At 55.5% G+C, this 26982-nt stretch carries 24 protein-coding genes and 1 pseudogene; 18 read left to right on the top strand and 7 right to left on the bottom strand.

All coding sequences use genetic code 11. The annotated features are described in order from the left end of the window. Positions 1-102: 102 nt before the first annotated feature. From N4A58_RS15840 to N4A58_RS15830, 3 genes are read left to right on the top strand one after another with little or no spacing between them, the layout of a single operon-like run. Positions 103-1122 (top strand): Gfo/Idh/MocA family oxidoreductase, encoded by a 1020-nt coding sequence (locus N4A58_RS15840; protein ID WP_293711202.1) that lies wholly within the window; start codon positions 103-105, stop codon positions 1120-1122. Next, complete coding sequence (locus N4A58_RS15835; protein ID WP_293711200.1) at positions 1119-2831, top strand: hypothetical protein; 1713 nt, start codon at positions 1119-1121, stop codon at positions 2829-2831. The genes N4A58_RS15840 and N4A58_RS15835 overlap by 4 nt, the downstream gene beginning before the upstream one ends. Positions 2832-2883: 52 nt before the next feature. After that, the gene (locus tag N4A58_RS15830; RefSeq protein WP_293711198.1) at positions 2884-3612 is read left to right on the top strand and encodes a transcriptional regulator NanR; all 729 of its coding nucleotides are present in this window, start codon (positions 2884-2886) and stop codon (positions 3610-3612) included. Here N4A58_RS15830 and N4A58_RS15825 read toward each other — a convergent pair. Continuing rightward, positions 3609-4958, bottom strand: a complete 1350-nt coding sequence (locus N4A58_RS15825; protein ID WP_293711196.1) for a four-carbon acid sugar kinase family protein — start codon at positions 4956-4958, stop codon at positions 3609-3611. The genes N4A58_RS15830 and N4A58_RS15825 overlap by 4 nt on opposite strands. A 118-nt stretch (positions 4959-5076) precedes the next feature. Here N4A58_RS15825 and N4A58_RS15820 point away from each other — a divergent pair, with 118 nt between their 5' ends. The 7 genes from N4A58_RS15820 (at position 5077) to N4A58_RS15790 (ending at position 13172) form a co-directional block, all read left to right on the top strand. Then, a complete protein-coding gene (locus N4A58_RS15820) occupies positions 5077-5904 on the top strand; it encodes a phosphogluconate dehydrogenase C-terminal domain-containing protein (RefSeq protein WP_293711194.1) in 828 nt (275 codons plus the stop codon). A 109-nt stretch (positions 5905-6013) separates the two neighbouring features. Next, positions 6014-6586: a sugar O-acetyltransferase gene (locus tag N4A58_RS15815; protein ID WP_293711192.1), complete on the top strand. Its 573-nt coding sequence runs from the start codon at positions 6014-6016 to the stop codon at positions 6584-6586. A gap of 84 nt (positions 6587-6670) precedes the next feature. Continuing rightward, positions 6671-8101 (top strand): alkaline phosphatase D family protein, encoded by a 1431-nt coding sequence (locus tag N4A58_RS15810; RefSeq protein WP_293711190.1) that lies wholly within the window; start codon positions 6671-6673, stop codon positions 8099-8101. Between the two features lie 340 nt (positions 8102-8441). After that, the gene (locus tag N4A58_RS15805) at positions 8442-10145 is read left to right on the top strand and encodes a methyl-accepting chemotaxis protein (protein WP_293711188.1); all 1704 of its coding nucleotides are present in this window, start codon (positions 8442-8444) and stop codon (positions 10143-10145) included. Between the two features lie 217 nt (positions 10146-10362). Continuing rightward, entirely contained in the window at positions 10363-10563 is a 201-nt protein-coding gene (locus tag N4A58_RS15800) for a hypothetical protein (protein ID WP_143152075.1), read from the top strand. A gap of 205 nt (positions 10564-10768) precedes the next feature. Further along, positions 10769-11281: a methanogen output domain 1-containing protein gene (locus N4A58_RS15795; protein ID WP_293711186.1), complete on the top strand. Its 513-nt coding sequence runs from the start codon at positions 10769-10771 to the stop codon at positions 11279-11281. Continuing rightward, positions 11271-13172, top strand: a complete 1902-nt coding sequence (locus N4A58_RS15790; RefSeq protein WP_293711184.1) for a response regulator — start codon at positions 11271-11273, stop codon at positions 13170-13172. Before N4A58_RS15795 ends, N4A58_RS15790 begins: the two co-directional genes overlap by 11 nt. A 24-nt stretch (positions 13173-13196) precedes the next feature. Here N4A58_RS15790 and N4A58_RS15785 read toward each other — a convergent pair whose 3' ends face one another. Next, on the bottom strand, positions 13197-13472 hold the full coding sequence (locus tag N4A58_RS15785; protein ID WP_293711183.1) for a hypothetical protein: 276 nt from the start codon (positions 13470-13472) through the stop codon (positions 13197-13199). Positions 13473-14037: 565 nt separating this feature from the next. Between N4A58_RS15785 and N4A58_RS15780 the strand changes: the two genes are divergently transcribed. Continuing rightward, positions 14038-14775, top strand: a complete 738-nt coding sequence (locus N4A58_RS15780) for a response regulator transcription factor (RefSeq protein ID WP_293711182.1) — start codon at positions 14038-14040, stop codon at positions 14773-14775. A 301-nt stretch (positions 14776-15076) separates the two neighbouring features. On the opposite strand, the gene N4A58_RS15775 is transcribed toward N4A58_RS15780, so the two are convergent. After that, positions 15077-15937 (bottom strand): delta-class carbonic anhydrase, encoded by an 861-nt coding sequence (locus N4A58_RS15775; protein ID WP_293711181.1) that lies wholly within the window; start codon positions 15935-15937, stop codon positions 15077-15079. A 661-nt stretch (positions 15938-16598) separates the two neighbouring features. Here N4A58_RS15775 and N4A58_RS15770 point away from each other — a divergent pair. From N4A58_RS15770 to N4A58_RS15750, 5 genes are all read left to right on the top strand, one after another. Then, positions 16599-17516 carry a PAS domain-containing protein gene (locus tag N4A58_RS15770; RefSeq protein ID WP_293711180.1) on the top strand — a complete coding sequence of 306 codons (918 nt, stop codon included), beginning with the start codon at positions 16599-16601 and terminating at the stop codon, positions 17514-17516. Beyond that, positions 17513-19018 (top strand): HAMP domain-containing sensor histidine kinase, encoded by a 1506-nt coding sequence (locus tag N4A58_RS15765; protein WP_293711179.1) that lies wholly within the window; start codon positions 17513-17515, stop codon positions 19016-19018. Before N4A58_RS15770 ends, N4A58_RS15765 begins: the two co-directional genes overlap by 4 nt. Next, a complete protein-coding gene (locus N4A58_RS15760; RefSeq protein WP_092465465.1) occupies positions 19005-19433 on the top strand; it encodes a response regulator in 429 nt (142 codons plus the stop codon). Before N4A58_RS15765 ends, N4A58_RS15760 begins: the two co-directional genes overlap by 14 nt. Positions 19434-19475: 42 nt before the next feature. Further along, positions 19476-20528 (top strand): HAMP domain-containing sensor histidine kinase, encoded by a 1053-nt coding sequence (locus N4A58_RS15755; protein ID WP_293711176.1) that lies wholly within the window; start codon positions 19476-19478, stop codon positions 20526-20528. Positions 20529-20608: 80 nt separating this feature from the next. After that, on the top strand, positions 20609-21934 hold the full coding sequence (locus N4A58_RS15750; protein WP_072703231.1) for an AarF/ABC1/UbiB kinase family protein: 1326 nt from the start codon (positions 20609-20611) through the stop codon (positions 21932-21934). 66 nt (positions 21935-22000) lie between these two features. Here the strand turns inward: N4A58_RS15750 and N4A58_RS15745 are convergent, their stop codons facing one another. From N4A58_RS15745 to N4A58_RS15735, 3 genes are read right to left on the bottom strand one after another with little or no spacing between them, the layout of a single operon-like run. Further along, a complete protein-coding gene (locus N4A58_RS15745; RefSeq protein WP_293711174.1) occupies positions 22001-22726 on the bottom strand; it encodes an NAD(P)-binding domain-containing protein in 726 nt (241 codons plus the stop codon). Continuing rightward, entirely contained in the window at positions 22726-23754 is a 1029-nt protein-coding gene (locus tag N4A58_RS15740) for a proline racemase family protein (protein ID WP_293711172.1), read from the bottom strand. Before N4A58_RS15740 ends, N4A58_RS15745 begins: the two co-directional genes overlap by 1 nt. A gap of 2 nt (positions 23755-23756) precedes the next feature. Continuing rightward, positions 23757-24359: a dimethylsulfonioproprionate lyase family protein gene (locus N4A58_RS15735; protein WP_293711171.1), complete on the bottom strand. Its 603-nt coding sequence runs from the start codon at positions 24357-24359 to the stop codon at positions 23757-23759. Positions 24360-24895: 536 nt separating this feature from the next. Here N4A58_RS15735 and N4A58_RS15730 point away from each other — a divergent pair. Beyond that, positions 24896-25324, top strand: a complete 429-nt coding sequence (locus N4A58_RS15730) for a hypothetical protein (protein ID WP_293711169.1) — start codon at positions 24896-24898, stop codon at positions 25322-25324. A gap of 413 nt (positions 25325-25737) precedes the next feature. On the opposite strand, the pseudogene N4A58_RS15725 reads toward N4A58_RS15730, so the two are convergent. Then, positions 25738-25845: pseudogene (locus N4A58_RS15725) on the bottom strand (IS5/IS1182 family transposase); the annotation flags it as partial. Positions 25846-26339: 494 nt separating this feature from the next. On the opposite strand from N4A58_RS15725, the gene N4A58_RS15720 reads away from it, so the two are divergent. Further along, a partial coding sequence (locus N4A58_RS15720; RefSeq protein ID WP_293711168.1) for an IS30 family transposase occupies positions 26340-26982 on the top strand: 643 nt, incomplete at its 3' end.

The following is a 26982-nucleotide window of genomic DNA, read 5'->3' as shown; positions in this document are numbered from 1 at the left end:
TTGCTCCCCCGCGTGACTAGGCCGACAGTAATAGTGATCATACCAGTTGACAAGGCAAGGGATATTCGAAAGGCTCGGGCAGAGCATGGAGGAGAGCCAAAGATGAAAATTGCCCTAATCGGTTGCGGGTTCTTTGCCATGAACCAGCTGCACGCTTGGAACGGGATCGCGGGAGCAGAGGTTGTCGCTTTGTGCGATCGCGACCCGGAGCGGCTGTCAATCGCCGCCGCCTTGGCCCCTCACGCCGCGACCTACACCGATGCCTCAGAAATGTTCGCCGCGGGCGGATTTGACTTGGTGGATATTGCGACGACGGTTGGCTCTCATAGCGCATTGGTCGAGATGGCAGCTGCGCATCAAGTGCATGTCATCTGCCAAAAGCCGATCGCGCCTACACTTGCCGATGCCCGCGCGATGGTCGATGCGGTCGACGCTACGGGCAAAACTCTGATGATCCACGAGAATTTTCGCTGGCAATCGGCTGTTCGTGCGGTGATCGATGCGCTACGAAGTGGCGCAATCGGCGAGCCGTTTTTCGGGCGGATCAGTTTTCGCTCGGGCTACGACGTCTACGCGGGCCAACCCTATCTGGCGGAAGGCGAACGTTTCATCATCGAGGACCTTGGCATCCACATCCTCGACATCGCGCGCGCGCTGTTCGGCGATGCCACGCGGATCACAGCCACCACGCGACGCGTCAACCCTGCGATCAAGGGCGAGGACGTTGCCACCATGCTGCTGGACCACGCAAGCGGCGTAACAAGTGTGGTGGACTGCTCTTATGCCACCCGCCGCAGCCCTGAAACCTTCCCTGAGAGCTTGATCGAGATCGACGGCACACTTGGCACGTTGCGGCTGGATGCGGGGTACACGCTGTCAGTTCAAATCGGCGATCAAGTAGAAACCCGCGATGTCTCGCCAACGCTTTTGTCTTGGGCGGACCGTCCGTGGCACAACATCCAAGAGAGCGTGCAAATCATCCAACAGCACTTTGTCGACTGCCTGAACCAAGGTATTGCACCGGAAACCGATGGGCAGGACAATCTCAAGACCTTTGCGTTGGTCGAAGCGGCCTATCTGTCAGCCAATGAGAATCGCACCGTGGACCTGACAGAGTTATGACACCGTTCGAATTGTACGGCACGGATGCCCCGAGCACACCGACAGAGCTGATCACACTCGGCGATCTCTCTTTCACCCTAGAAGCGGGAGCGCTGCGGCATATCACCTACAAAGGTGTCGAGATGCTGCGGGGCATCGCGTTTTTGGTCCGAGATCGCGACTGGGGCACGATGATGCCCTCTCTGACAGAAATCTCGCGCGACACTGCAGGGTACTTCCGACTAGAGACGGAGGCGACATATGTCGGGACCGCCACGCTGACCGTCCGCATCGTGATCGAGGCCGACACCGATGGCTTGACCGTCCGCGCATCAGGCCAAAGCGATGGCGCGTTCGAAACGAACCGCGCGGGCTTTACCATCCTTCATCCAGCCGCCGTCGCGGGATGTTCGGCCCAAATCAGCCACTCTGACGGCAGCACGGATATGGCACCGTTCCCGCTGATGATCGAGCCTTGGCAACCGTTTATGGACATCACCGCACTGACCCATGACCGTGCCGGCCTGCGGGTGAGTTGCGATCTGTCTGGCGATACCTTTGAAATGGAAGACCAACGGCAATGGGGCGACGCGAGCTTTAAAACCTACAACCGTCCTCTGGCCCTACCATGGCCCTACGAGATCGCAGCTGGCATCCCGCTCGAGCAAAGCGTGCGTTTGACGTGGACAGAAATTTCCGTTCACCCCGAACCAACAGTGCAGCAGAGCGTCCCAAACCCACACTTCCCCGAAACCGCGATTGTGATCACCGCAGCAGATGCTGAGGCCCTGACACAAGCGCCGAGTGACCTGACCGTCAGCGCCCAGCGCCTGCTTTGTCACATGGATGCTGCCCTTGGCGGCACAGAGGCACAAATGCGGGCCTTTGCGGGACTACAGAAAGCCATTCCTGATATCGCCTATGACTTGGAGTTGATCTGCAAGTTTGATGGTCCGGTTGAGGCAGAACTTATTTCGCTGCGCACCCAGATGGATGCAGCAGGATTTGTCCCTGACAGCGTTTTGGTTTGCCCATCGGTGGATCGGCAGTCCACACCTCCGGGCTCGGAATGGCCGGACTGTCCGCCTCTGGACGAAATCCACGAAACTTCAGCCCGCGTCTTCAGCGATACGGTGCGCGGTGGCGGCATGGTCAGCTTCTTTCCCGAACTGAACCGCAAACGCCCGCCGTTAGAACATCTGAATTTCGTCAGCCACAGCCTATGTCCGATTGTGCACGCCGCCGACGATTTGTCGGTGATGGAAACCCTCCAGACGCTTCCGCATATCACGCGCTCGGCCAGAGCCCTCATGGGCGAATGCGAGTATCGGCTTGGGCCTTCAACCATCGGAATGCGGCAAAACCCTTATGGCTCACGCACGATCCCGAACCCAAACCGGCAGAGGGTCTGTATGGCGGATGACGATCCCCGCCACCGCGCGCACTTCGGGGCCGCGTACACGCTGGGGGTTGCCACAGCGATCGCAGAGACTGGCATCGCAATCTGGACCCCTGCGGCGCTCTATGGCCCCCGAGGACTGACTGGGCCGATCGTGCAGGTAATCGCCGCACTGATAGAACACGCAGGGGCCCCCGTTCATCGCGCCGTCATCGACGAGGGCATCGCAGAGCTGCACGTCGGATCGACCAAATTCATGGCAAACCTGACCCCTCATGAGCGCGGAGGCCTGCCGCCCTACGGGTGGTCGCGCAGCCCGCTTGCCGAGTAGTGGTATAACATCTTATACACCGTTGATATTGCTGCCCCAGCAGGAGCCCGCCATGATCCCGCCCACCGCGCCCAAGGCAAGCCAAGACAAGATTGTCCGTCGCAAATTGTCCGATCAGGTTCTGGACAAGTTACGAGAGATGATCCTGTCGCACGAGTTGAAGCCTGGGGATCACATGCCTTCGGAACGCGCCTTGATGGAACGGTTTGGCGTGGGACGGCCTGCAGTGCGCGAAGCGTTGCAAAACTTACACAACAGCGGCCTCATCAGCATCAACCACGGCGAACGGTCCCGCGTGAACGCGATAGACGCCAACACTGTGCTCAGTCAGTCCGACCAAGTCGCCCGCATGGTCCTGAGCGCCGCGCCGGACAATCTGGAGCATCTGAAACAAGCACGGCAAATGTTTGAGTTGGGAATGGTCCGACTGGCCGCACAGCAAGCGACGCCCCAAGATATCGCCGATCTGCGCAGCATCCACGCAACGCAGAGCGTGCAGGATCAGGACGCCACTGCCTTTATCGAGGCAGACATGCGCTTTCACACGCGCATTGCTGAGATTTCGGGCAATCCGATCATCCTGTCTGTCTCGCGGGCCATGCTTGGATGGCTATTTGAGTACCACGTCAGCTTGCTGCACTGGTCCGGAAAAGAGGACGTAACACTGGCCGAGCACGCCAAGATCATCGACCTGATCGAGGCTGGGGATGCTGACGGAGCCGTCAGCGAGATGGCCAAACACCTTGACCGTGCGGCTGCAGTCTTCGAACCCAAGGGTTAACGAGGGCCACCACCCTCTCTGATCCAGCCAAAGAAATCCATGCTGCCCATTTGGCCGCCCTTGAGTGCGATTTGCAGACCGTCATGACGATCTCCCCCATAGCCGACGCACAAGGACGCCCCTGGAATGGTAGGCGCAAGGGCCTGCAAAGCCTCTAGCCCCAAGGCGCGCATCCCATGTCCCGACGTATCCCCGCCGGAGATTACGGCGCGGCGGATGTCACAGCCTTGCAAAATGCCATCCAGCACGCGGCCTAGACCCATGCCGATCGCTTTGTTCGCCTCTTCCATTGGAATGCCCGCTGTACTTGCAGCTTCTCTCGCAGCAGAAACGGCGGGGTCATCCGGACCTGTGGCCGAGCAGATCAACGGGCTATGGCCTTCGGCTGCTGCTTTTAGGCCCGCAGATATTGCCGCTGAAATCACTTGATCGGTGCTATCGGGGTCTCGAATGATCGCCGCGGCATCAAACCGAATGACCTCGAAACCGTTCGCTTTGGCCCACGCGATCTGCTGTGCGGTACTGGGAGAGACAGAGCCGGAGACAACAGCGATCTGGTCAACCGCGCCAGCAGAACGCGGGCTGGGTGCAGGTGGGATGAGCCCTTGGTCCTGCCAATGGCGAACAAGCGCATATTCAACCCCTTGCGACCCAATAACAAAGCTCAGATCCTGCCTATTCTCCCAAAGCAACCGACCAGCGGCCAATTCGCTGCGCTCTTCCATACTGTCGACCGATAATAGCTGCGCGCCCTCAGAAAGAAGCGTTTTCAAACGCGCCTCCCCATCGCTCCAGAGCGCCTCTAGATCAATCAAACCGCTCGGAAGACTGGTCTGCGCTGCGATGTGCTGCAGCAAATCCGCCTCTTGCATCGGTGTGACGGGATGGCGTGACATAACGGGATGGCGATCAAGCCGGAACACCCCGTCAAAGGTGCCAGCAAACAGATGACCAAAGGCTTGGTATCTGCGCATCTGGGGCGCAGCCGTCAGCATTGGAATTGCACGCGCGCCGGTGACACTGAGACCGATCTCTGCCGCCTTGCCGATGCTTCCCACATGAGGGGCCGAGTCGAACGTCGAGCAAACCTTGTAGTGCAAAAGCGGCGCGCCTGTGCCCAACAGGAACCGGAATGCATCAGGCAAATGGCTGACCATCCAGTCGGGTCCCTCGGCTCGCGCGGTACTGGCAACGCCGATCGCACTGCAATCGGCAAAACGCGCGCGCACTTGATCCGAAGGCGTGTCTGCGAACAACACAGTGTCTATTCCGGCAAAGGCCAGCACCTCCATCACTGCGGCCGCGCCGGTGAAGTCGTCCCCGAACCAACTGATCAAAGGTGCCAAGGCGCATCCCCCTCCATTTTCCGCCGCACAAGCCGCGTTGACAATCTGGAGTGGATATTATCTGATCATACCAGTTAGGCAAGTCATCCCGAACACGGGATCTGGAGGAGAATTCAAAATGACCAAAGTGGCTCTGTTCGGCGCTGGTGGAAAAATGGGCGTACGGACCGCCCTTAATCTGGCGGAAACCGATTTCGAGGTCGCCCATGTAGAAGTCAGCGAACCGGGCCGCGCCCGCCTGAAAGAGGCTGTTGGGGCCGAGTGTGTCGATGTAGACGACGCGCTAGCGAGCGCAGAGGTCGTCATTCTGGCCGTTCCGGACACTGCAATTGGCGCGGTCGCAGGGGGTATTATCGACAAGCTGAACCCCGACACGATGGTCGTGATCCTTGATGCCGCCGCACCCCACGCGGGTCATCTACCTCCGCGCGAGGACATCACCTATTTCGTTACGCACCCCTGCCACCCAGCGATCTACCATAACGAAGAAACAGAAGCTGCGCGTCTCGACCGATTTGGCGGCGTGGCACACCCGCAGGGCGTCGTGAATGCCCTCATGCAAGGCCCCGAAGAGCATTACGCCCTAGGCGACTCCATCGCCAAAGCGATCTATGCGCCTGTCCGCCAAACCTATCGCGTGACCGTGGAACAAATGGCTTATCTGGAACCGGGCCTGTCAGAAACTGTCTGCGCCTCTTTGCTGGTCGTGATGAAGCAAGCCATGGACGAGGTCGTGAAAACCGGCGTGTCCGAAGAATGTGCCAAAGACTTCCTGCTGGGGCACATGAACATCCTTGGCGCTGTAATTTTCGGCGTCCAAGAGGGGCAGTTCTCGGATGCCTGCAACAAGGCTATCGAGTTCGGCATCCCCGCCTTAATGCGCGATGACTGGAAAAAGGTCTTTGAGCCGCAAGAGATCATGGATTCGATTAAGCGGATCACCTGATAATATTTGAATGGTAGGATTTGTGCAGCGGGACTCTGCTGCGCACCCCTCGACCTGAAACTTGGAAACGGTGGCGTAACATGGTTTTGTCTTCGACGAGGAGGCGGCCATGATCACCGAAAAACAGAAGATGTTGGCTGGCGAGTATTACATCGCCTCTGACCCCGAACTTCAGGCCGACGTTCAGCGCGCTGCGCAGTGGATGGACCGCTTTAATGCAGCGCACTCACGGACACCCAAACAGACGGATACCTTGTTGCGAGAGGGGCTTGGACAGGTGGGCCAAGACTGCATAGTTCGGCCCCCTTTCTACTGCGACTACGGCTACAACATCGCGCTCGGCACCGCCGTTTTCATCAATTTCAATTGCTGCATTTTAGACGTAGGGCCGGTCACGATCGGTGATCAGACCCTCATTGGGCCGGGCGTTCAGATCCTCACCGCCGATCACCCGCGGAACCCCGAGCAGCGGCGACAGATGCTAGAGTACGGTCGACCCGTTCACATTAGCAGGAATGTCTGGATCGGAGCAGGGGCAATTATTTTGCCCGGCGTGACAATCGGGAACGACGCGATCATTGGCGCTGGAAGTGTGGTGACGCGCGATGTACCTGCACGCGCTACGGCGATGGGCAATCCGGCGCGGGTCAAAACGACTGTACCGACTGGCGACCGTCTATAAATTCATCCACAGTCTGTATAATTTCCGCCTAGAGGTCCAAGCTGTCTTATTGTGCGGGCGCGGCAGGCTTCCTACTTGCTAAGCATGGCTTATCAGATATCCCAAACCGTCGGCCCCGTGTTGTTTCTGGACAGCGTGTCAGAGGCGCGGATGCACCTTGCTGCGCTTTTCATCACCAGCGGCGAAATACCTGCGCCAGTTGTGTTGGACGGGCGCGAGGAGCAGCCCCAAAGCATTGCGACCTATGACACAACCACCGTCTGGCGCGTGCGGTTCTCGCTGCCAGCGGACGCGGCATCAAGCTATGCTTGGAACGGCGAAACCTATCCTGTCGCGGGGGATTTGAGCGGCGATCTGCGCATGGGCTACGTGTCCTGCAACGGCGAAGAGATCGGCGACATGGAGCGCGAAGGGTCTGAGCGGAACGCCATGTGGGCGCGTCTACGCGAACAGCACCGCACACGGCCATTGTCCTTGCTTCTGCACGGAGGGGACCAAGTGTATGCCGACGAAGTAAGCAACGGCCACCCGCTGAGCGAAGGCTGGCCGGACGACATTCCCAAAGACCCATCACGCGCCGACTTGGCTGACCTATCGCACCACCTGCGAGAGCGCTTCATGGCCAGATATGCCGCGCTTTATGCCGCGCCGGAGTTTGCGTGGCTGGCCGCGCGGGTACCCTCTTTGATGCAGTGGGACGACCATGACATCTGCGATGGTTGGGGCTCTCTCAAGCGCTCTCGGACGTACTCTCCGGTGGGGCAGGCGCTATTTGCCGCTGCCAGAGAAGCTTTTCTCGTTTTCCAACACGCAACATCCGAAGGTGATCTGCCGCCCAGATTTGCCGATCCGAGGGGTCAGCACTTGGGCTGGACCATCAACACCCCGAGCCTGCGGATCATCGCGCCCGACCTACGCGGCGAACGCACCCGCCGCCAAATCATGGGCTTGGGCGGATGGGGAATGATGAACGCCGAGGCCAACCGCGACGCCGAAGGGCACACATTTCTTATGTCTAGTGTCCCGCTCCTTGGCCCGCGCCTGTCGATCCTCGAGGCGATCATGGTGGCGATCCCCAGCATGCAGAAATACGAGGACGATCTACGCGACCAATGGCAGAGCCGAGCGCACCGCGATGAGTGGCGGCGGATGCTCCGGTTGGTCCGCGACATGGCCCTGCGCGAAGGGCATGACATCACCGCGCTATCCGGCGAAATCCATCTGGCGACTCGCGCGACAATGGACTTGGGTCAAGGGCTGGAACTGAATCAATTGGTCGCGTCCGGCGTCGCCCACCGCGCGCCGCCCGAGGCATGGGCTCGCACGCTCGGGGCGTTGTCATGGCTGGGGGAAAACCCGCTACCAGAGCATCCCATCCGGATTGCCCCGCTGCCCGGGCAATCGAGCCGCTACACCGCTGAGCGGAACTACCTTTTGATCGAGCGCGAAAGCGGGCAATGGCAGGCTCGATGGGACCTAGAGACCAGCGGATTAACACCCCGACTACAGCTCTGAATTCACCGCATTTTTCTTTTCATCAGGCCTCTCAAGGGCGGGGCTTCGCGCAATACTTTCGTTTAGAATATCGCGTCGCGGGAAGCGCAGTGCGATTTGAAATGCCACACAACTTCTAATAAAGCACTTTTACCGCACATCTTTTATTGTATAAATTCCAAACGCTTGGTCAAATTTCTGCAGCGCAGCAATTCTGGAACACACCTTTGTATTAAGCTTCCACCAAAGAAACTGGAAACTCCTAGTTTGAGCGGGCTGCATTCATGGATGGGAATGTGTCAGTTGTATTTTTGGAAATCCGTAAATGCACTTTGGCAATTCGTATCGTAGGGGACAGCAGATGACGTTGCACCGCACAAATGAATTTCTCTCGTCAGCAGAGAGCACCTTTACCAAAGCTTATGACCTGCTTGGCGCGCCCGTTGTGATAGCGGATCGGGACTTTGTGATCCGCTATCTGAACGATGCAGCGCGCTCCATGTTCAAGCGCATGGAAGCACATATCAGGCAAGAGGTGGCTGGTTTCGTGGCAGAAGATGTTCTGGGACAACCGATTGACCTCTTCCACAAAAGCCCTCATGTCCAGCGCGCGATGCTGCAATCGCTGAAATCACCATACAAGGGTCAATTCACAGTCGGGGGCTCCTCGGTTGAATTTCTGGCGACGCCTGCGTTTGATACCAACGGGGAAGTCGACATGTATTTGGTAGAGTGGCGCGACGTCACTGATGCCAAGAAGGGCCAAACGCAGGTTGCGGAGCTGATGTCGCGGGTGAGCGAGATGGCAAAAGCGCACTACAACGGGATGATTAGTCATTTCGTCGACACGGCAACGCTTGAAGGCGACTACGCCGCAGTCGCAGAGCAAATCAACCAGATGGTTGCTGGTCATATCTCGATTAAAAAGCAGATCATTGGCTGTATGCAGGCCTACGCCAAAGGCGACTTTGACAAGGGGATTGAGCGTCAGCCCGGGGAGCGGGTGTTTATCAATCACGCAGTGGACGAGGTGCGCACATCCTTCCAGACCATCGTGACCGAGGTCGATGCCATGTCCACAGCAATCGTGAATGGCGAATTGGACCGCAACACCCACGCAGATGCCTTTCAGGGGCAATACAAGACGATTATCGAAAGCTTTGAGCGCGCCTACGACAGCTTGAATACCACCTTCACCAGTATTCGGGACCAAATCGAGGATATCTCGGGGTCAATAAATCAGGTCAACGAGTCAGCAGAAAGCATGTCGACCAGCGCGCAAGAGCAGTCAGCGGCGATTGAACAGATCTCCCGTTCGATCGAGGCGGCAGACTCATTTGCCCGTGCCAACAACACTGCCGTGCAAGAGGCACAGGGCTTGATCGGGCAGACCCGTCAGATCTCCGAGGCTGGCAGCACAAAGGTCGAAGAGATGCATGCAGCGATGGAGCAGATCACGAACTCGTCTTCCAACATCAAGAAAATCATCAAAGTCATTGATGAAATCGCATTCCAAACGAACTTGCTGGCTCTGAATGCCGCAGTCGAGGCGGCACGCGCAGGCGATCAGGGGCGTGGATTTGCCGTAGTCGCCCAAGAGGTTCGCAGCCTTGCCAGCCGGTCGGCGACGGCCGCCAAAGAAACCTCAGACCTCATCGAGGCATCGACGAAACATGTCGCGGCGGGCACCAAGCTGTCCAAGGAAACACGTGAAGCCTTTGTGGAGATTTCGGACAAAGTGCAGCTGATCGAAAGCAAGGCCGAAGCGATCTCGGACGGTTCCAGAGAGCAGGCGCGAGGTGTTTCGGAGATTTCAACCGCAGTAGTCGAACTTAATAAATCCAGCGCCTTGGTCGCCAGCAGCAGTCACGAATTGGCTGGCGAAACGGGCCGTATGGAGATGGCAGCACACTCCGTCAAAGACGCAATCAATTCGCTGCAACTCCGCGAACGCAGGTCACCGGCGGCGGCTCTGTTTGCAGAGGTGGACAGCGACATGCAACGCCAGATTATGCAGTTTCTTGCACAAAATGGGGTCGACATGCGCCAAGTGAGCCACCGCTGAGCGAGTGGGCGATGTTGGGACCCTAGTGTGCTTGGAAGCGCTATCCGAAATAGTCCTCAGTTACCCCCCCTCACAATACCTTCGGAAAGTGATATGTGTCACAAAAGGTGAAGAAAACCTGAAGCCTAACGGAGCTGATTACCTCAGCACGGTCAATGTTGAAGGTGAGCAGAATTCACTCGTGCAAATTCATTTTCGATCCCTGGACCACGCAAAGATGACCGCGATGAATGAGACGCAAATCAGATCCGTCAGTTTAGGCAAGGGTTTCGGGCAATCGAATCCGCAGTCCAAAGTGACCAAGTTTCACGCCTACACGCTGGCGCCTGTCTTGGTTGGACTGCCGACTTCATCAGTCACGCTCGCGCAGATTGAGGTGTTAAAAATCTGGCTGGATCGTCGGGATCTGCCCTCCTGAAACAGGCAAAGTCGCCCCACGCTATTGCCCATGTAAATCATAAGTCTAGATTGCCATATTAAAGGTTGGGAGGTTTAACTAAATAATAGACCTCGGGTGTGTACCAAAGTCCGCATGATACTTCGCGGATTTATCAGGTGCTTTGATTGTGTGTTGCCGCATGAGTCCGCGGCATCCTTGTCAGATCAATGCCGTGGAGGACGCCTTGGGAGCCGAACCAATTGAAAGAAAAGAAGATCTGGAGCGCGAAGTTTTCTTGCTCTCTATGGTCAATGCCCTGTCCGGCACGTTGCAGGATGTGGTCGGGCTTAAAGATGCAGAGGGCTACATTTCAACCGTAGGCGAGCGCATCGGCGAGACTATCTGCGGGGCCTATCGCAACAGCTCGGACAACGGCGAAATCACACCTGATGATTTGTCTTACATCTTGACCGATCTGAAGGCCCGTATCGGCGGCACCTTCAAAGTCGAGAGCGAAGACAGCAAAACAATCGAATTTTCAAACACTAAGTGCCCTTTCGGATCTTTTGTGGATGGGCGCCCGTCGCTCTGCATGATGACATCCAATGTCTTTGGCACGATCGCCGCGACACTGCACGGCGAAGCGCGGGTCGAATTGCTGAAAACAATCGCGAATGGGGACGGGTGCTGCAGCGTGTTGGTCCACACGGACGGCTCCGCTGGCGGCGGGAGAAGGTATTTCGCGTATGACGACTAACCCGGCCCTGCTGCAGGAAATCATCGAGACGTTCGACAAGCCCTCGTTCATCACCACTGTTCGCGCTGACATGGTGGTCACCAACGAGGCTGCACGCTCGATGTACAGCGCGGGAGGTGCCGAGGCGTTGTTTAGAGCGGAGTCGACCAAAGCCTTCCTCGGTAGCATCGCGAAATCGACAAACGTTCGGTTCGACAAAATCGTCGATCATCTCGGTCAAGAGCATCGCGTTGCAGGCAAACGGCTCGACCGCAACGGTCACCTGATGCTGTGGTTTGAAAAGGCCGACAGTCAGCACGACATGGCAGGCTTCACGTCTGAGGTGAAAAAGCGCGAGGCCGAAACATCGAAGCGGCGCGCAATGGAAAAATCCAGCAAGGATCTTGTCGCGGCGTCTGGCGATATGGTCCTGATCGTTGCGCGCACCGGCAAGATCCTAGAGTCGTCAGAGTCGTTTCACAAACTGACAGGCATTCACACTTCGGCCACACTGAATCAGCAGGTCAAACGCTATGTTTTCTTAGGCCTCAAAGAAGGAGTCGATGGATGGGCGCTGCAGACCCCGCTATGCTCGGCCGTTGAAGGGTATATTCAGGGCAGAGAGCGCCGCATCCCAATTGAAGTGACGCTGAAGCCGATTGTCTGGAAAGGCAAAGACGCAACCCTGTACTCAATTCATGACCTGTCCGAGACCCAGCGCGCGGAGTCCGCAATCCAGCGGATGCGTCTGCTTGAAGAAACACAGAAGAAAGCCGAGATGGCCAGTCTGGCCAAAAGCCGCCTGATCCGAGCAATCTCGCACGAGATGCGAACGCCGCTGAACGGGATGTTCCTGAGCCTTGATATTTTGGAAGACGGCATGACCCTGTCCAGCGCTGACAAGCGTTTGTTTCAAACGCTCAAGAAAAGCACTGAGCGTTTGCTGGGTCAGGTCGACAACATCATGTCATTTGTGCAGTCAGACACCCCGAGCGACACACAAGAGCAAACCGCCATTGATGTCGGCAAGGTGCTAAATGCGCTCTACACCGAGAATGTGTCTCGCACCCGAGCCCGGCATTTGGACAGTACGCTGGTAAACAACATCGGCTCGCACATGGCCCTTGGGAAAGAAAGCGTCCTGCAGAGCCTGTTCCAAAGCCTATATATTGAAGCGCTCGCATCGCCCGAGGGCGCATCAGTGCGGGTCGAATGCGATAGCGTAGTCCACGACGCCCAGATCACTTACCGCCTGTCCATCACCGCTCCGACCTTCAGATCCAAGCTAGTTGACGGGAATCTGGCACGCAAAGTGTACTCAGGGCAGGGGTCTGACAAACATAAGCAGGAAACGATCGACCTAAACCTGTGGATTTCACAAAACGCAATTTTGGAGTTGGGCGGATCGCTGACTTTTGAAGAAACTGGAGAGGACTCTGCCAGCGCGGTCGCGACTTTCTCTTTCCCACGGGCATCACAGCCGCGTCCAGTAATTGGCTCTATGTCTGACAAGTTGCCCCAGGATCTGAGTGTGATGATCGTCGATGACGACCCGATCAATCGTCGAATTTTGTCGCTGTTACTCAAGAAGAACGGCAATGCCGTGTGGACGGCCGAAAACGGTCAAGAAGCCGTTGCGTTAGCCATCAAACACAAACCTGACTCTGTGGTCATGGACCTTAATATGCCTGTGATGGACGGTATCAGTGCGACGCGTGAAATTCTGAGTCAAGCAGCGTTGGCTCATACAAAAGTCATCGGTGCGACAGCTTATGTCAGTGACGAAATCGAGGCAGAGTGCCTTGGCGCTGGGATGCTCGAGCTAGTGGCCAAGCCATTGCGCAAAGAAAAGCTGTTTCACGCCCTGTCACGCCATTTATCAGCCCAGCCCCCCATCGGGGCCACCTACTAAGAAATAGGGGTGTGAGAGCGCAAGCTAGATGCGCGCTTTCTGGGCATCCGATAATTGAGCGTCCGCATCCAAAGCCAAGGACCGCAGTTTACCGCGATATTCAGACCGGGTCATTTTACTGAGGGTCTTCTGACAGTGGAGGCGATCCGGCTGAGCGACATCCGATTTGGCAATACCCATAACCGCCAGCGCCCTGAGAAGCTCGCGTTCTTCGGTCGATAGACCGGAAGCCCCAAAGCTTTCCTCCATTCTCTCAATAAGAGAACGGATTTCGACCAGTCGATCAAGTGCGTCACTCATCTATAAATCCTCGGCCAAGCTAAATTAAGGCGGCAAGCAAACGGTAACATATGCTTTCGTATAGGTCCAGTATCTCGCGATATCTTAGCCAAGTTTGAAGACTGGTGAGCAAACTGGGTCTGTAGGGGGCTGGCACATTCCAAACCCCCTCAAACAGCGAGCGGCAATTGTGCGCAAACAGCGACGAGCAAGAAAAAGTTGAGATAAGTCAACTCACTGTCGAAGGCGGCATTTGAGAAACTATTGCCCATTGCGGCACCTGCTAACAGTTGGAAAAGCGATCTACATTTATCGAAAGTGTGTAGTTGCACATACGAAAATTACGCAATAAATTCAATAATTTGCACGCATTCTCGGTGTAGGTCATAGATTCTAACCTAATAAATTTGTTAGGAAAATTCGCCTCTCGTGAAACCAAATGGGTGATCGTTTCGTAACTCAACTAATCCACCAGAGAACATTCTCTGAGCTGGGTTATGTTGTTGCTGATGAGTGCTCTGCCTTTGCGGACTGGCCCCTTATGAGGGCTGCAAATTTTGAACTATAACTGTTTGGCGGGTGCCCAATGGACGGAACATTCGAAGGTCTCCGCTTCGACTACAAAGCGGACCTCTTTATGAAAAAGCCGATCGCTCTCATCGGATGCATGGACCTGTTTTCCCAGCGCGTTCAGCGAACGCTGTCTGCGGAATTTCCGCAAAATGATATCAAGTTCTTTGATACACTCAATGCCGCGCGTACCTATGCGGGCGACGCGGGCCCGATGTCTCGCTTCGAGATCGTGTTGATTGACGCTCCCACATTCATGGATCTGATGCTGGACGGGACGCTGTCGAGCACGACAAAGGATGGTGCCAAGCTGGCAATTGCATACGAAAATGACGCCGTCCACGAGCACCTGCTTGACCGCTACCGCGAGGCTATATCAAAGCATGGTATCAGCCTATTGCCGATGCACACGACGCTCGAAGCTTGGCTCTGCATGTTGGGATTGGTTGGCAACGGTGTGCAGTTCGTACCTGCTTCGGCCGCGCTACAATCCGCCCACACGGCCAGCCGCGCAATGGCATCCTATAATACGCAGGACGAAAGCAATGAGCCACTGCCTAGGCTCACCAAACGAGAGAGCGAGGTCTTGCGGGCGATTGCGGGCGGGAAGCCGAACAAGCTCATCGCGGTCGACTTGGAGATTTCAGAGCACACCGTCAAACTGCACATTCACCGCGTTATTTCGAAACTAGGTGTGACTAACCGTACAGAAGCCGCCGCGTTCTATTTCAAAAACCCCGAAGCTTACTCATAAAAGCATTTCAAACACGATAAATGGCGCCCCAAGTTGGGCGCCATTTTTTATGCGTTCGGATTTTGGTTGAAACCACAGGGCCTATTGAAACTTAGTGACAGCTCTGCCGCAGCGACTGCACTGCCCTCGATAGGCGCTACGACCCCTGAAATACCCCGTGAACGTAAACGCAGAAACACGGTGACCAATAAGAGCACAAAACAGTCGGATCTTCATTTGATCACTCCACGTGCCAGAATATACAAACGCACAAGGAGCGAGGTCATTGAGACACCCACCCCTTGGTCCTACGCTTTTGGAATTATTTTGAAATCCGCGACAGCAACGCCGGATTAACAACCAAATTACGAACCGCGTGTGCATGGTCCTCTTCGAACACGTTATCTTCGTACCACGCGCCAACAGAATTGATGTCGACCTTAATAACCTCAGGTCGCACTGACCACGTCACTTCGAAGGGGGAGGCAACCTCGTTATAGCTTGGGCCCGTGGTCGACCCTGTATAGAGAATGGGCGTTCCAGTGTCTGACGGGACATTGGGAGCCTGCCAGTAGCCATCCACTTCGTTCAGTTGCGCCAAGCTTTCAAAGTTCTGCGCTGACGCATCATTCACCAAAACCATCACTTGGGTTTCGACGCGCAGCTGCGGATTTCCGTTACTGTCTGCGAGGCAAGCGCCAAGTGTGGGACCCGGCACGACGTCTGCCGATGTGTGTACGAAGTGGACCTCAATCGTGTCACCGGATTGCAGCTTCCCGTGATCACCAGTCCCGATCGGCGCGGCAATCGGCGTCAGCTCGGCTTCGGTCAAATCACCATCATAGGCATACCCCGTACCGTGGCCTGCGCCATCACCGTTCCCGAGGAACTTGGTGAACTCGCCACCCGCATGCTCGGCGCCTTTGTGGAAGTGGATATTGCACAGATTCATTTGGCTTGCTGCCGGCGCCATACCGAAAATCCGCTTGTTCGAGCCTTCCGAATTGCGCAGATCGCGCGGCGCCTGAGGACCAAATCCCGCTCCAACTGAACTCGCCGCCAATGCAGCACGTTGCTGTGCAATTACCTCATCGCCTACCTCGGTGAGGCCTGCAGCAAAGCCAGTCAACGGGGCACACAGTGCGACGCCCAATGCGAAAGACTTTTTAAGTTTAAGTTCCATTGTTCCCCTCCGCTGAAACGCCAGATAGTTACGAAAAAGTTTGAAATTCCGCGCTTCAAAAGTGTTGCAAATTATCGAAAGGGTGCATTCTTTCCATCACTCGGGCCAGATAGCCGATGTGTTTATCCCAATCAGAATAGAGCTGCGGCTATAGGAAAATCGATCTGCACTCAGGCACTTTATTTCGAACGAACCTACGCACAGACCCAGGATGCATGACCAATGGATAGACTCCGCTCATCTATGACAACTTTTTAAAGGTGAGTTTTATGGCTCATCAAAGCGCGAACTACTGCAATCTAGAGCCGAGTTAGCTCGGCATATTTATAGAATAAAACTTACAAATTTAGAGCACGGACTGAAAAGATGATTCTGGCCGCGACACTCTCATTACCCGCGAGGCTCACTTAAACCCATGAAGAGTATGACTTACTGGTCGACAAGCGGCGAAAATACGCGCTAGTAAGCATGCCTTTGCCGAACATGCCGCAACCATCTGACATTAAACCAAAAGTTGACTTCCAAAGTCCGGCATTGGCAAAGCGCAACATCGCGCTTGCAGCTGCCAGATCAAAAGTCGGCAAAATTTTGATGCATCCTGAAACTATCGAGGTGACACTACGTACATCCATTGTATGGGAAATGTAACTGGAAGAACGACATGCAGTTGCCTGATCGGACAATGTGGGTGCACCACGATACTAATTTTCGCATCAGCGCGGTGGGCGATGCCCTAACGCAAAAAATCAAGGTGCCCGCGCAGGAACTCATCGGCCTTGGCCTCGATGATCTGATTTCGGCCGAGCAGAAGTCCGAATTTGAAAAGTTTCGCGCCCAACAAGAACATGTCGAGAGCTCTGATACGCCCATTTGGCGCATCCAGACCGGCGACGGGGAACCTCTTTACGCTCGGATCAAAACCGCGCCCGCACCCGAGGAAGGCACGCTGCAAACGTTGCTGGAGCCGACAGAGCTATCACGGACAGAGCAAATTAGTACGCGCATGCCGTATTCTGTGCGGATCGCAAATCGCTTCTTGAACCACGATGTTTTGGCACCACTGAAAATGTCCCGTGGTGCACTGGAAATGGCAACCGAGAGCGCTGATGCAGATACTCGCGAACTGTTAGAAATTGTCATGGCGCGTCTCGAGCGGATCAGCGACGACATTGAAAGCTTTGCCCAAGTTGGCCTTGGCGCGCTGCCACCGCGCCTGACCTCGGCAGGTACTCTGATGTCCGCAGGCGACAGGGCATTGGCACGACACTTTGAGAATACCTCGTTTACTATGTATTCCGTGGACGACCTGAGTATTCCCTCAGAGACCCTATATGCGGTGATCGACAGCGTGATGATGCGCTGCTCGGCAAAGAAGCTTGCGAGCCGTGCCGATGTTCTGCTCGACGTGGACTCGCTAAACATTGTCCTGACGCTTCGAGCCGAGGGCACAGCACCTGATGCTTTCGCCGGAAGCGCGACATCCGGCACAGCCAAGGGCACCTTTTTGGAAGAGTGGACGAATGTGCTGCTCCTACGCCATGGGATCAGTCTGAACCTGACTTGGCGCGCGCCTGAATGATCAAAGATCACGTTCTAAAGCCCTTTAGCCCAGTCCAAAGCAATATGGTCTGGGGGCTGGTTCTCTTACTGCTGGTCGGCTCTCAGATCATTGAAACCCAGCGCGCTGAAATCGAAGCCGCCTTGCCGGTTTTCAAAGCGCTGAACCGCACGCAACTGTCGACCGCGATTATGCTTAGCCTGATCGCAATCGCCATGTTGCGGACGGGATTGCCTTGGTTCCGGCATGTCCGCATCGCGGTCAATGCTCTTCTCCTGATTTTCTTTGCCCTCGTTGTTCAGGCGCATTTGACGGGCATCATTTTCGGCAAAGAGTTTTTTGTTCAACTCTCTCAGAACGTGTCAGAGGCGCTACCTGGCGTTCCCTCTCTCGAGACCGCTTTCGCAGCCATGGTCGCAGGCAGAATGATCGGCGCGAAGCCTGATTGGGTGCAAGCCGCTCGCTTTTTCACTGTATTCTCGCTCGTGTGTTACGGCATCTACGAGCTGACGGTGCTAGAGGACAAGGTCCTGCACCTGACCGACGGCAGCGGCATGGGGCCGGCAACCATCGTATTCTTCTGCACGATTCTGGTTTATTTTGCCAAACAACAGGGCCCAGACTTGCTGCCGGAATGGCGGCTCTCACTTTTCCCCACTGCGTCCATTCTGATCCTCATGAGTTGGTTCACGAATGTTCCTGAACCAGACCGTGCGATCGAATACATTGCACTGACCGCTTTGTTCATCACCATCCTCCTTGGCTTCAAACAAAATCTATCCTTCAGCTATGAGAACGCAGCGCTAGCCCGCAAGAATGCGGCACAAGCAAAACGGATCGAACAACAGAATGCGGATCTTTCTCTGCTGGTCACCTCTTTGTCACACGACCTCAAAGCGCCGATCCGCAACGGCCGGACTTTGATCCGCCAGCGAAATAGCCTGAAGCAAGCGAAAGGGCTGACCGATCAAGACGTCGACGAGATGCAGTTGCGCACGCTGGACCGCATGGAAGCGCTAAGCCGCAACTTTGTCGAATACATCATGAGCCACTCCGAACCCATGCGGATCGAGCCAATTAATCTGTCAGATCTGCTGCTCGAGGTGTCCGAACCGTTCGCGGCGCGGGCGAAATTCGAGCTGAGAGTGCCGGACCAAACCCTACTGCCTGCAGACAGGCAGGCGCTGGCGCGGTCGTTCGAAAACCTGTTTGAGAATGCAATCCAGCACGCCAAGAGCGATGACCTACGACTAAGGCTCGAAGTCATTGAGACCAAGAAGTCTATCACGATTACGCTCGAGGATAACGGACAGGGCATCGCGCCAGAACTACACGAACGGGTTTTTAAGCCGTTTGAAACATTCGAGGCTAAACACAAATCCGGCTCTAGCGGGCTTGGATTGTCCATCGTGCGCCGGTTGGTCGAGCGGATGGAAGGCCGGATTTCCTCGTGCCTTCCTCGTACCTTGGGCGGCGCGTGTTTTGCCATGAGCTTTAAAAAGGAAGAACATGCCACATCGTGAAATAGAGGTCCTGATCGCAGAGGACGAAGACCTCGACCGGTTCCTTTTGGAAAGTGCGTTCAAAAAGAAGCAGGTCACAAACCCCATCCGGTTCTTCGAGAACGGCAGAGAACTGATCAGCTTCCTGAAAGAGAACGTCAGCGATTCACTGCACGACAAATTCATTGTTCTCACGGACTTGAATATGCCTATAATGAATGGGTTCGAGTTACTCGCGGAATTGCGGTCGGATCCGCTCATGCGCAGAATTCCAGTATTTGTCCTGACATCATCTTCCGACGAGACCGACATCAAGCGCGCGTCAGAGTTGGGCATTGCAGGGTACATCAGCAAGGAGAACGCTGGTGAGGATTTTATGCAGGGTATCGAGCTTATCGGGAAATGGATAACGATCTGCTCGGTACCGGAACTCTAAACGGACAATGATCCAAGCTGATAGGGCGCTCGGGAACGACTGATGAATTACTACGTCCTGGAAAATGAGGATTTGGATCTGTGGCGCGTGAAAAAGGCGCTGTCGCAACTGGGGCTTCCAGAACCCAAAGTCTTCCGCAGTGTCGGCGAGTTCGCAGCCTTTGACCTGAGCACCGTGCCAGAGCGGTCGATATTCCTGTTCGATTTTTACCTTGGGGATGGCACGGGCTGTGACGCCGCACGCATGCTTCGAGATTGCGGACATCCTGCCGCCCGCGCGGGCGTCGTCGTTCTGACCGGCAGCCTTGATGGCACTATGGCGATCGAGGTCACGCAGTCCAACGTTGACCAGCTGTTCTTCAAGTCCGAACTCAATGCCGAAAATCTAGAGCTGATCCTACGCCGCGCCAAGGAGGCCCAACGCCAGCGTGCTGCGGCAAAGCTCTATCAAACGCGTCTGCGGTCGATGGCGACGATGCTGGCCCACGACTTACGCTCGCCACTCGTCGGCATTCAGATCGGCTCTGAACTGATCGCGAACGAGGCAGTCATGTCCGACATGTCGCGCAATCTGGTTGAAAAAATCCAGCATGCCAGCAACGAAGCTCTTGAGATAATCGCAGAGCGCCTCGCCTCCGTGTCTTCGGAGAAAGAAGTGGACCTGGAGGCGGACGGTCAGGAGGTGCGTCTGGACGAGATGGCCGCCCAATTGGAAAAAATTTACGCCGTACAACTGAAGAAGCGGAACGCAAAGATCAATGTGCGGCCCTCGCAGCCTTTCGTCAGCAGCCGTGATGCGCTGCAGGATGTCTTTATGAACGTGGTCGGCAACGCGCTTAAACACGCCATCGCGGACCCCTTACAGATCGATATCTGGAGCGAAGAAACACCTGATTTTGCCATCATTTACATTCGCGACAATGGGCAAAAATCCGATCCGGCCCTAATCGCGTCCTATCTGGATGGCACCCGCCGGGCAGAGGGGCACGGTTTGAACTACATTTCTGACCTGATGCGCGTTCTCGGGGGCAACCTGACCTGCGATGGGGATGGTGAAAGCTATCTGGAATACCGGATCGAAGCACCGGTCACCTAGACGATCCGCGTGCGAGTTGATCCTCGACTTTGCCCGCGCCTGACCCATTTACTTTGGTGACCCAACCTCGAGAGGGCACCTTGGCCAGACGCTCTGAATACCATACAGCACCTGTCCCGAGCGGACGGCTTTCACGCTTGCTCCGCATGGGCAGCATGGCAGGCGGGATCGCTTCGGGCGTCGCGGCGGGCGGGGTTAAGTCACTGGCGGCGGGACAGAAACCGAAACTCGAGAGTTTGGTGTTCACACCCCGCAATATGACCCGGCTTTCAACCGGCCTGTCGCAAATGCGCGGCGCGGCGCTGAAGCTAGGACAGATGCTGTCGATGGACACCGGCGTCGTTTTACCGCCCGAACTGAATGCGCTTCTGGCTGGGATGCGCGATGGGGCCGTCGCGATGCCGCCCAAACAATTGCGCAACGTTTTGGATCGAAACTGGGGGCAGGGGTGGTACAAACGCTTTGCTCATTTCGATGTGCGGCCCTTTGCAGCGGCGTCGATAGGGCAGGTTCACCGAGCACGGACCCATGATGGTCGTGAGCTGGCGATCAAGGTGCAGTATCCGGGCGTCCGGCAGAGCATTGACAGCGACGTCGACAACCTCGCATCTCTGTTGCGGGTTTCCGGCGTTGTACCAAAGGAATTGTCATTAGACGAGGTTCTGACCGAAGCCAAAGCGCAACTCCACGCCGAAGCGGACTACAGGGCCGAAGCGACAAACCTCGCCATGTTCCAGCGTCTACTCAGCAACTCTGATCGGTTTGTTACGCCTGAATTGGAGCTAGACCTTTGCACCCCGCAGGTTCTTGCCATGAGCTACGTCCAGAGCGCCCCCCTGGAAACGGTACAAAACGAGCCCCAAGAAACCAGAGATATGATCGCCGCATCTCTCATTGAGCTCGTTCTACAAGAGTTGTTCACATTTGGCACAATGCAGACCGATCCAAACTTTGCCAATTTCCGATATGTGCCAGAGACGGGCCAGATCGTGTTGCTGGACTTTGGCGCGGTGAAATCATTCTCACTGGAATTACAACAAAAATTCAGAACGCTCGCTCAGGCCGCTCTTGGCGGGAGGCATGATGAGATGCGTGCCGCTATGTTGCGGATCGGATACTTTGCCGAGACCACTCCAGAAAAATACCAAGCCATCCTTCTGGAAATGTTCGACATGGCCATGACTCCGATCCGGCAAGACGCACCCTATGATTTCGCTGCATCGGACTTAATGGACCGCCTACGTGACCGCGGCTTGGAAATCGGCTCGGAACGGGAACTGACCCATGTCCCACCAGCTGACACCCTTTTCTTGCATAGGAAGATTGGTGGGACCTATTTGATGGCAACAATGCTTGGCGCGCGGGTGCCATTGCGCCCTCTGGTCGAGAAATATTGCTGCGAGTAGACCATGCCCAACAGTTCGCGCAGATCTTTGTTCGGTCACACACACTTGAGGCTTTCCAGTCCTCCATCACTCCTGAAGCGCCTTCAGGCCTTCTTTTAGGTGTACGGTCATTCCACCATCAACCATCATGGCCCGCAGACGCTGGTTGTAGCCACCCGGGGTGTCGAGCGCCCTGAGCAGAGGCGCGCAGGGCCCCGCTAATAGGCTGGAGCCGACCAACTCTCGAACAAAGCGCTCGCTATTCTCTGCGTCCGCGCCTTGGGCGGCCAGCCACTCAGCGGCCTGTTGCACCATCAAAACCGCCGGAGACAAAACCGCTTGCGCACATAGCCAGTCGGCCAACGCATCCTCGCTATCGATTGGGAAAATCGTATTTCTTGCACCAAAAACTTCTTCGATCAGTTCAGTCTGCCCAAACACTAAAATCTGCGAACCACCCGTCGAGATCGAGGGGAAAGGGATCATCCGTGCCACCAATTGCGCTGGCGCGACAAGCGGCGCCACCTCCGCGATTTGCGGCCCTGCCATCAGAGAAACAATTTTTTGCCCTTCGCGAAATGTCAGACCGGAGAGGACGTCTTTGTAGACCCCATCTGTCAGCCCCAAAAAGATGACATCGCTCGTATCGACAACAGATTGGTTCTTGGCCACCGACACGCTACGGAACTTCTCTGACAAACGCGCAGAGTTGATCGCGTTACGCTCTGAAACTATGATTGTGTGGCCATCGTTGCCGATACCCTCGACCAGAGCCGACGTGATTGTCCCCAGCCCAAGTACTCCGATACGCATCAGCGTGCTCCCCATGTGTCAGAAAGCCGGTAGCCCTGCGGCCAAGGATCGCTCGGGTCCAGCATGTGTTGATGAATGCCCGTGATCCAACCTCGGCCAGATATTTCGGGCACAATGGCCGGCAGTCCACACACCTGTGTCTCGGCCACAATTTGCCCTGAGAAACGAGACCCAATAACCGAACGCGCGGTCAACCGATCTCCATTATTCATCAAACCACGTTCCCGCAAAACAGCCATGCGCGCGGACAACGCCGTCCCGGTCGGTGAGCGGTCTACCTTGCCCGGCTGAATGGCGACTGCGGCGCTCGTTTCCAGCCCATCGGCCCCGTACCCAAGAGGTCCCGCAAAAAGACAGAACGAAATATGAGACCAATCCGGGTTTTCGGGATGGTGAAATCCCAACTGCTCGTTCGCCGCATTGGTGATCTGCACACCCAGCTTGGCGAGCTGGTGCGCCTCGTCCGCGACCAGATCAAAGCCCAAGGCGGCAGCATCGACGATGACAAAGCTGTCACCCCCATAAGCCGTGTCAACGGTGAGCGTCCCCATACCGTCAATCTCAACCGTTGCATCCAGCTGAGACGCAAAGGACGGCACGTTCCGCACAAAAATTCGCTCTGCTTTTCCATCGCGGCACTCTGCACGCACACGAACCAATCCGCCCGGCGCTTCGAGCACCAAATGCGTCTCTGGCTCGTGCATTGGAACGAGCCCGCCATCCAGCAACACTGTCGCGACGCAAATCGAGTTAGAGCCAGACATGGGCGGTGTGTCCTCGGGCTCCATGATGATCCAAGCGGCCTGCGCTTCTGGATTTTTGGGCGGCACCAACAGGTTCACGTGGCGAAACACGCCGCCTCTCGGCTCGTTAAGCATAAAATTCCGAAGCGTTTGGTCTTGGGCGATCCAACGGCTTTGCTCCCAAATACTATCTCCGGGCAGGGGCAGAACACCCCCGACAATCACATCACCGACCTCTCCTTCGGCGTGAGCCGAAATGATGTGAATGGTTTTGGTCGACCGCATGGCTATGCCTCCTGTGCACGCAAAAGCCAGAACGCAAATAACGGCGCGGGACCTGATCTCATGGCATGCAGGATGCCCGGCGGGTTGTAAAATGATCCACCTATGCCGGGCGCGAACCAATCGCCATCATTCTGGCTGAATTCCCCTGCGCTAAGGACAAGATAGGTCTCTTCTGGCGGGTGCGTATGATCAGGATAACGAACGTTTGGAGCAAGAAGAGAGGCACCAAGCCAGACATCTGTGCGGGGCTCAATGCCGCCGGGCCCCACGATCATCGCGTTCGCATGACCCGCCTCAAAAGTTGCGCTGGCATTTGCTCGGTCTCCCGTCCTTGTACGCCAGTGAACTTGAGGCTCAATTGCTAGAAAGGCCTCTGCCAAGCTCCTGAGCTTATCTGGAAGAGCCTGCAAATCCAAAGCCTGCGACAGCCAAACATCGCACACAGGGAGCCTTGCTCCATCGCGCTTTGAAGACTGCTTCTCCGCATTTAGAGCTTTAAAGGCGCTCGATATGCTTCTCCGAGAGGCATCACTCGTCGCGCAACGCCCAAACGCATTTTCGGCTTGGTTCAAGAATGTCTGCAGAAGAGGTGGGCGAAGTGACATATGCAGGCTCCGTCGCGGATATGGCTCAGCCATCATCAAGCTGCCGCAAAATGTGCAGACATGTCAATTTCAGAAATGGACAATGAGGAATCACTTTGCTCGCAGGGCAATTCTGATCGAGGTAGTAGGCCCGACCATCCGATGCGGCGCGCGCTGCATTGCGCGTCTGGGATCAAAAGTCGCGACTTACTCTGTGTACTTGTATCAAATCGGCATTATGTCGCCGAGCGAGTACGCTCACCAATTCCATATGCCTCCGCACTCCACCCCACACTCAATTAAACCATTGTATTATCGATCTTAAACTAGGGCTTATAACGAGCAAGAAACCTCCCAACGCCGCAATACCGTCAGCACAGCATCGCTCAAGCGGCGCAAAGGTTTTGCAATTTTGACGCTAATGCAACCTAAAGTGTACATCAGTCTATCAAAGGAAACAAAATTTTTCATCCATCCGGCTCGCCTTTGCATTTACATATGTATAAGACTACCAGAACGATCCTGAAACTCACGCAAACAGAATGAGAATTTGCAGAATGATACGTTCATCCTTAAGTGTAACAGCGACGATTGCTTACGCTTTGGCGTTTCTCCTGTATTTTTTTGGTATCTCAAATGGAATTGGTGAAGCAGAGACAACGACGAGCATCTTTTACATGGCTTTGGTTGGCGCAGGTGCTTTGATAGCGCTCATCTGGATGGGAAAAACTGGAGAACAACTTCTCTATCCCTTTATCTTGACGGGCGCTGTGTCGGTTGGCGCGTGCTTTACCGTTATTTTGGAGACAAGCTTTTCGGCGCTACTTTCCATAGGAAGCCTCGCCTATGGCGCCATCGCAAATATCACGGAGATAGAAAAATCAGTCGCTTTCGGAATACACGACCTGAAGGCAACCGCTCTTCCCTTTTTATTCCTTGCGCCTATCTTGTCAATCTATGCCTTAGACCGCGTTAGTAAAAATTAAGATACGGAATTTTTTCCAATTACGACAAGAAATTCTAAGCGGATGGCGAGATAATAAAGACACGTCGGTTGGTGACAGGGATAGGCGCTGTTGTGTAAATTACCCAGCGATAGCACTTCCCCTTTCATCTAACACACTTACCTCGCGGCCACGGTCATCGAGATGCCGAGTGCCGTAAAGCGGTTGAGGCCCGCTACGCGGATCTGATCTCTGCCACTCACACCCGCGCCAGTTCAGCCAGAGCGCCCGGCCCAAGTCTTTCGATGCTCTAAGAACACGTCGCGAGCGGGCTCCGGCTGTGCCTAGCTTCCATAACTTGGCCTCCCGTCTCCGGGTGGCGCGAGGGCACGACAGCATGTCGGTCCGAGGAAAATCTGAACGCTGAAACATCGCGCACGCCGTTTTGGAATGTCATGGTTGCGCGTACGCCACTCGCCCTCCACCTTGATGCCGGTGCTGTCCACGAGCCGATGCAGCCGACCCTTCGAACTGCGATACATGAGAAGCACGTTAACGGTTTTTGGCGGCTTGACGGAGCGTATCCAGACAGTTCGAGCAGGCTCACTACGATCCGGTCTCTTGGGGTTACAGCAAACGGAGAAATATCGTTGAGAGAGGGAGGCCTGAAACGCCTTAGCGCTATAGGCCCGCTTACGGCTGCGACGCCCCGACCGAATGGCTTCCCACTGGATCGAAATTATCGGTCAACCGGGCTGCCTCAGCGCCTGATTGTAGCTTTGCCAGTTGGTGGTCTAGTTGTTCGTGTTCGAAGGTCTGCTCGAGCTGCACAACCAGCACGCTTGTTTCACGTGATGAAGACTTTTGGATTTACGAAAGCCGCTCTTCACACTTTGTGCGCGCCATTAGCATCTGGGTATGAAACGCCAAGGTACATCTGAACACACAGCCGAAATTAACATAACTATGATTACAGGATTTACCGTCGCGGTACGGGCACATTCTAGAATGGTTGCGACACCTCCTCTATCTTGCTGAAAGAGCAAGGAGAACAGACATGGCGCATACTGAGTTGGATTTGCGAGAGAGGCGCATCATTGAGGACATGCTCAACGCAAAATTTTCGATCAGCAAAATTGCCACCGAGCTTGGGAGACACCGCTCAACAGTCTATCGCGACATAAAGCGGAACTTTTACACCGATGGCGAGCTGTCGAATCTCAGTGGTTACTACGGTGTAATCGCACAACGGCAAGCTGAAGCTCGGCGTGCGCGGCGGCGGAAGCTTATTCGTCTTCCCAAGCTTCGACAGGCCGTTATCACCCAGTTAAAAGAAGGCTGGTCCCCCGAACAGATTGCCGGTCGGCTTGCATTCGAAGGACATACCATTCGTGTCAGCCGTGATACGATCTACGCCCATGTTTACAGCGCCGAGGGACAATCTGAAGAACTTGCCAGATACCTTCCAAGTCGCCGCAAGAAGCGACGGAGCCGGTATGCCAGACGCCCAAGAGGTCAGGTATTTCCGCCAGATCGGTCCAACCATCAGCGTCCAGAGCACGTGAACACCCGCGAGACCTTTGGCGACTGGGAAGGCGATTTGATGATTTTTGAGCGCGCCCAAGGCAATATGAACGTTGCCTCGCTTATCGAACGCAAGACGAGGTTTGCCGTTCTGTTTCGCAACAATGATCGCAGTT

Origin of the sequence: Donghicola sp. (assembly GCF_025210255.1) — a bacterium.
GTDB classification, from domain to species: domain Bacteria; phylum Pseudomonadota; class Alphaproteobacteria; order Rhodobacterales; family Rhodobacteraceae; genus Donghicola; species Donghicola eburneus.
This window is presented reverse-complemented; position numbering and strand designations above follow the sequence as displayed.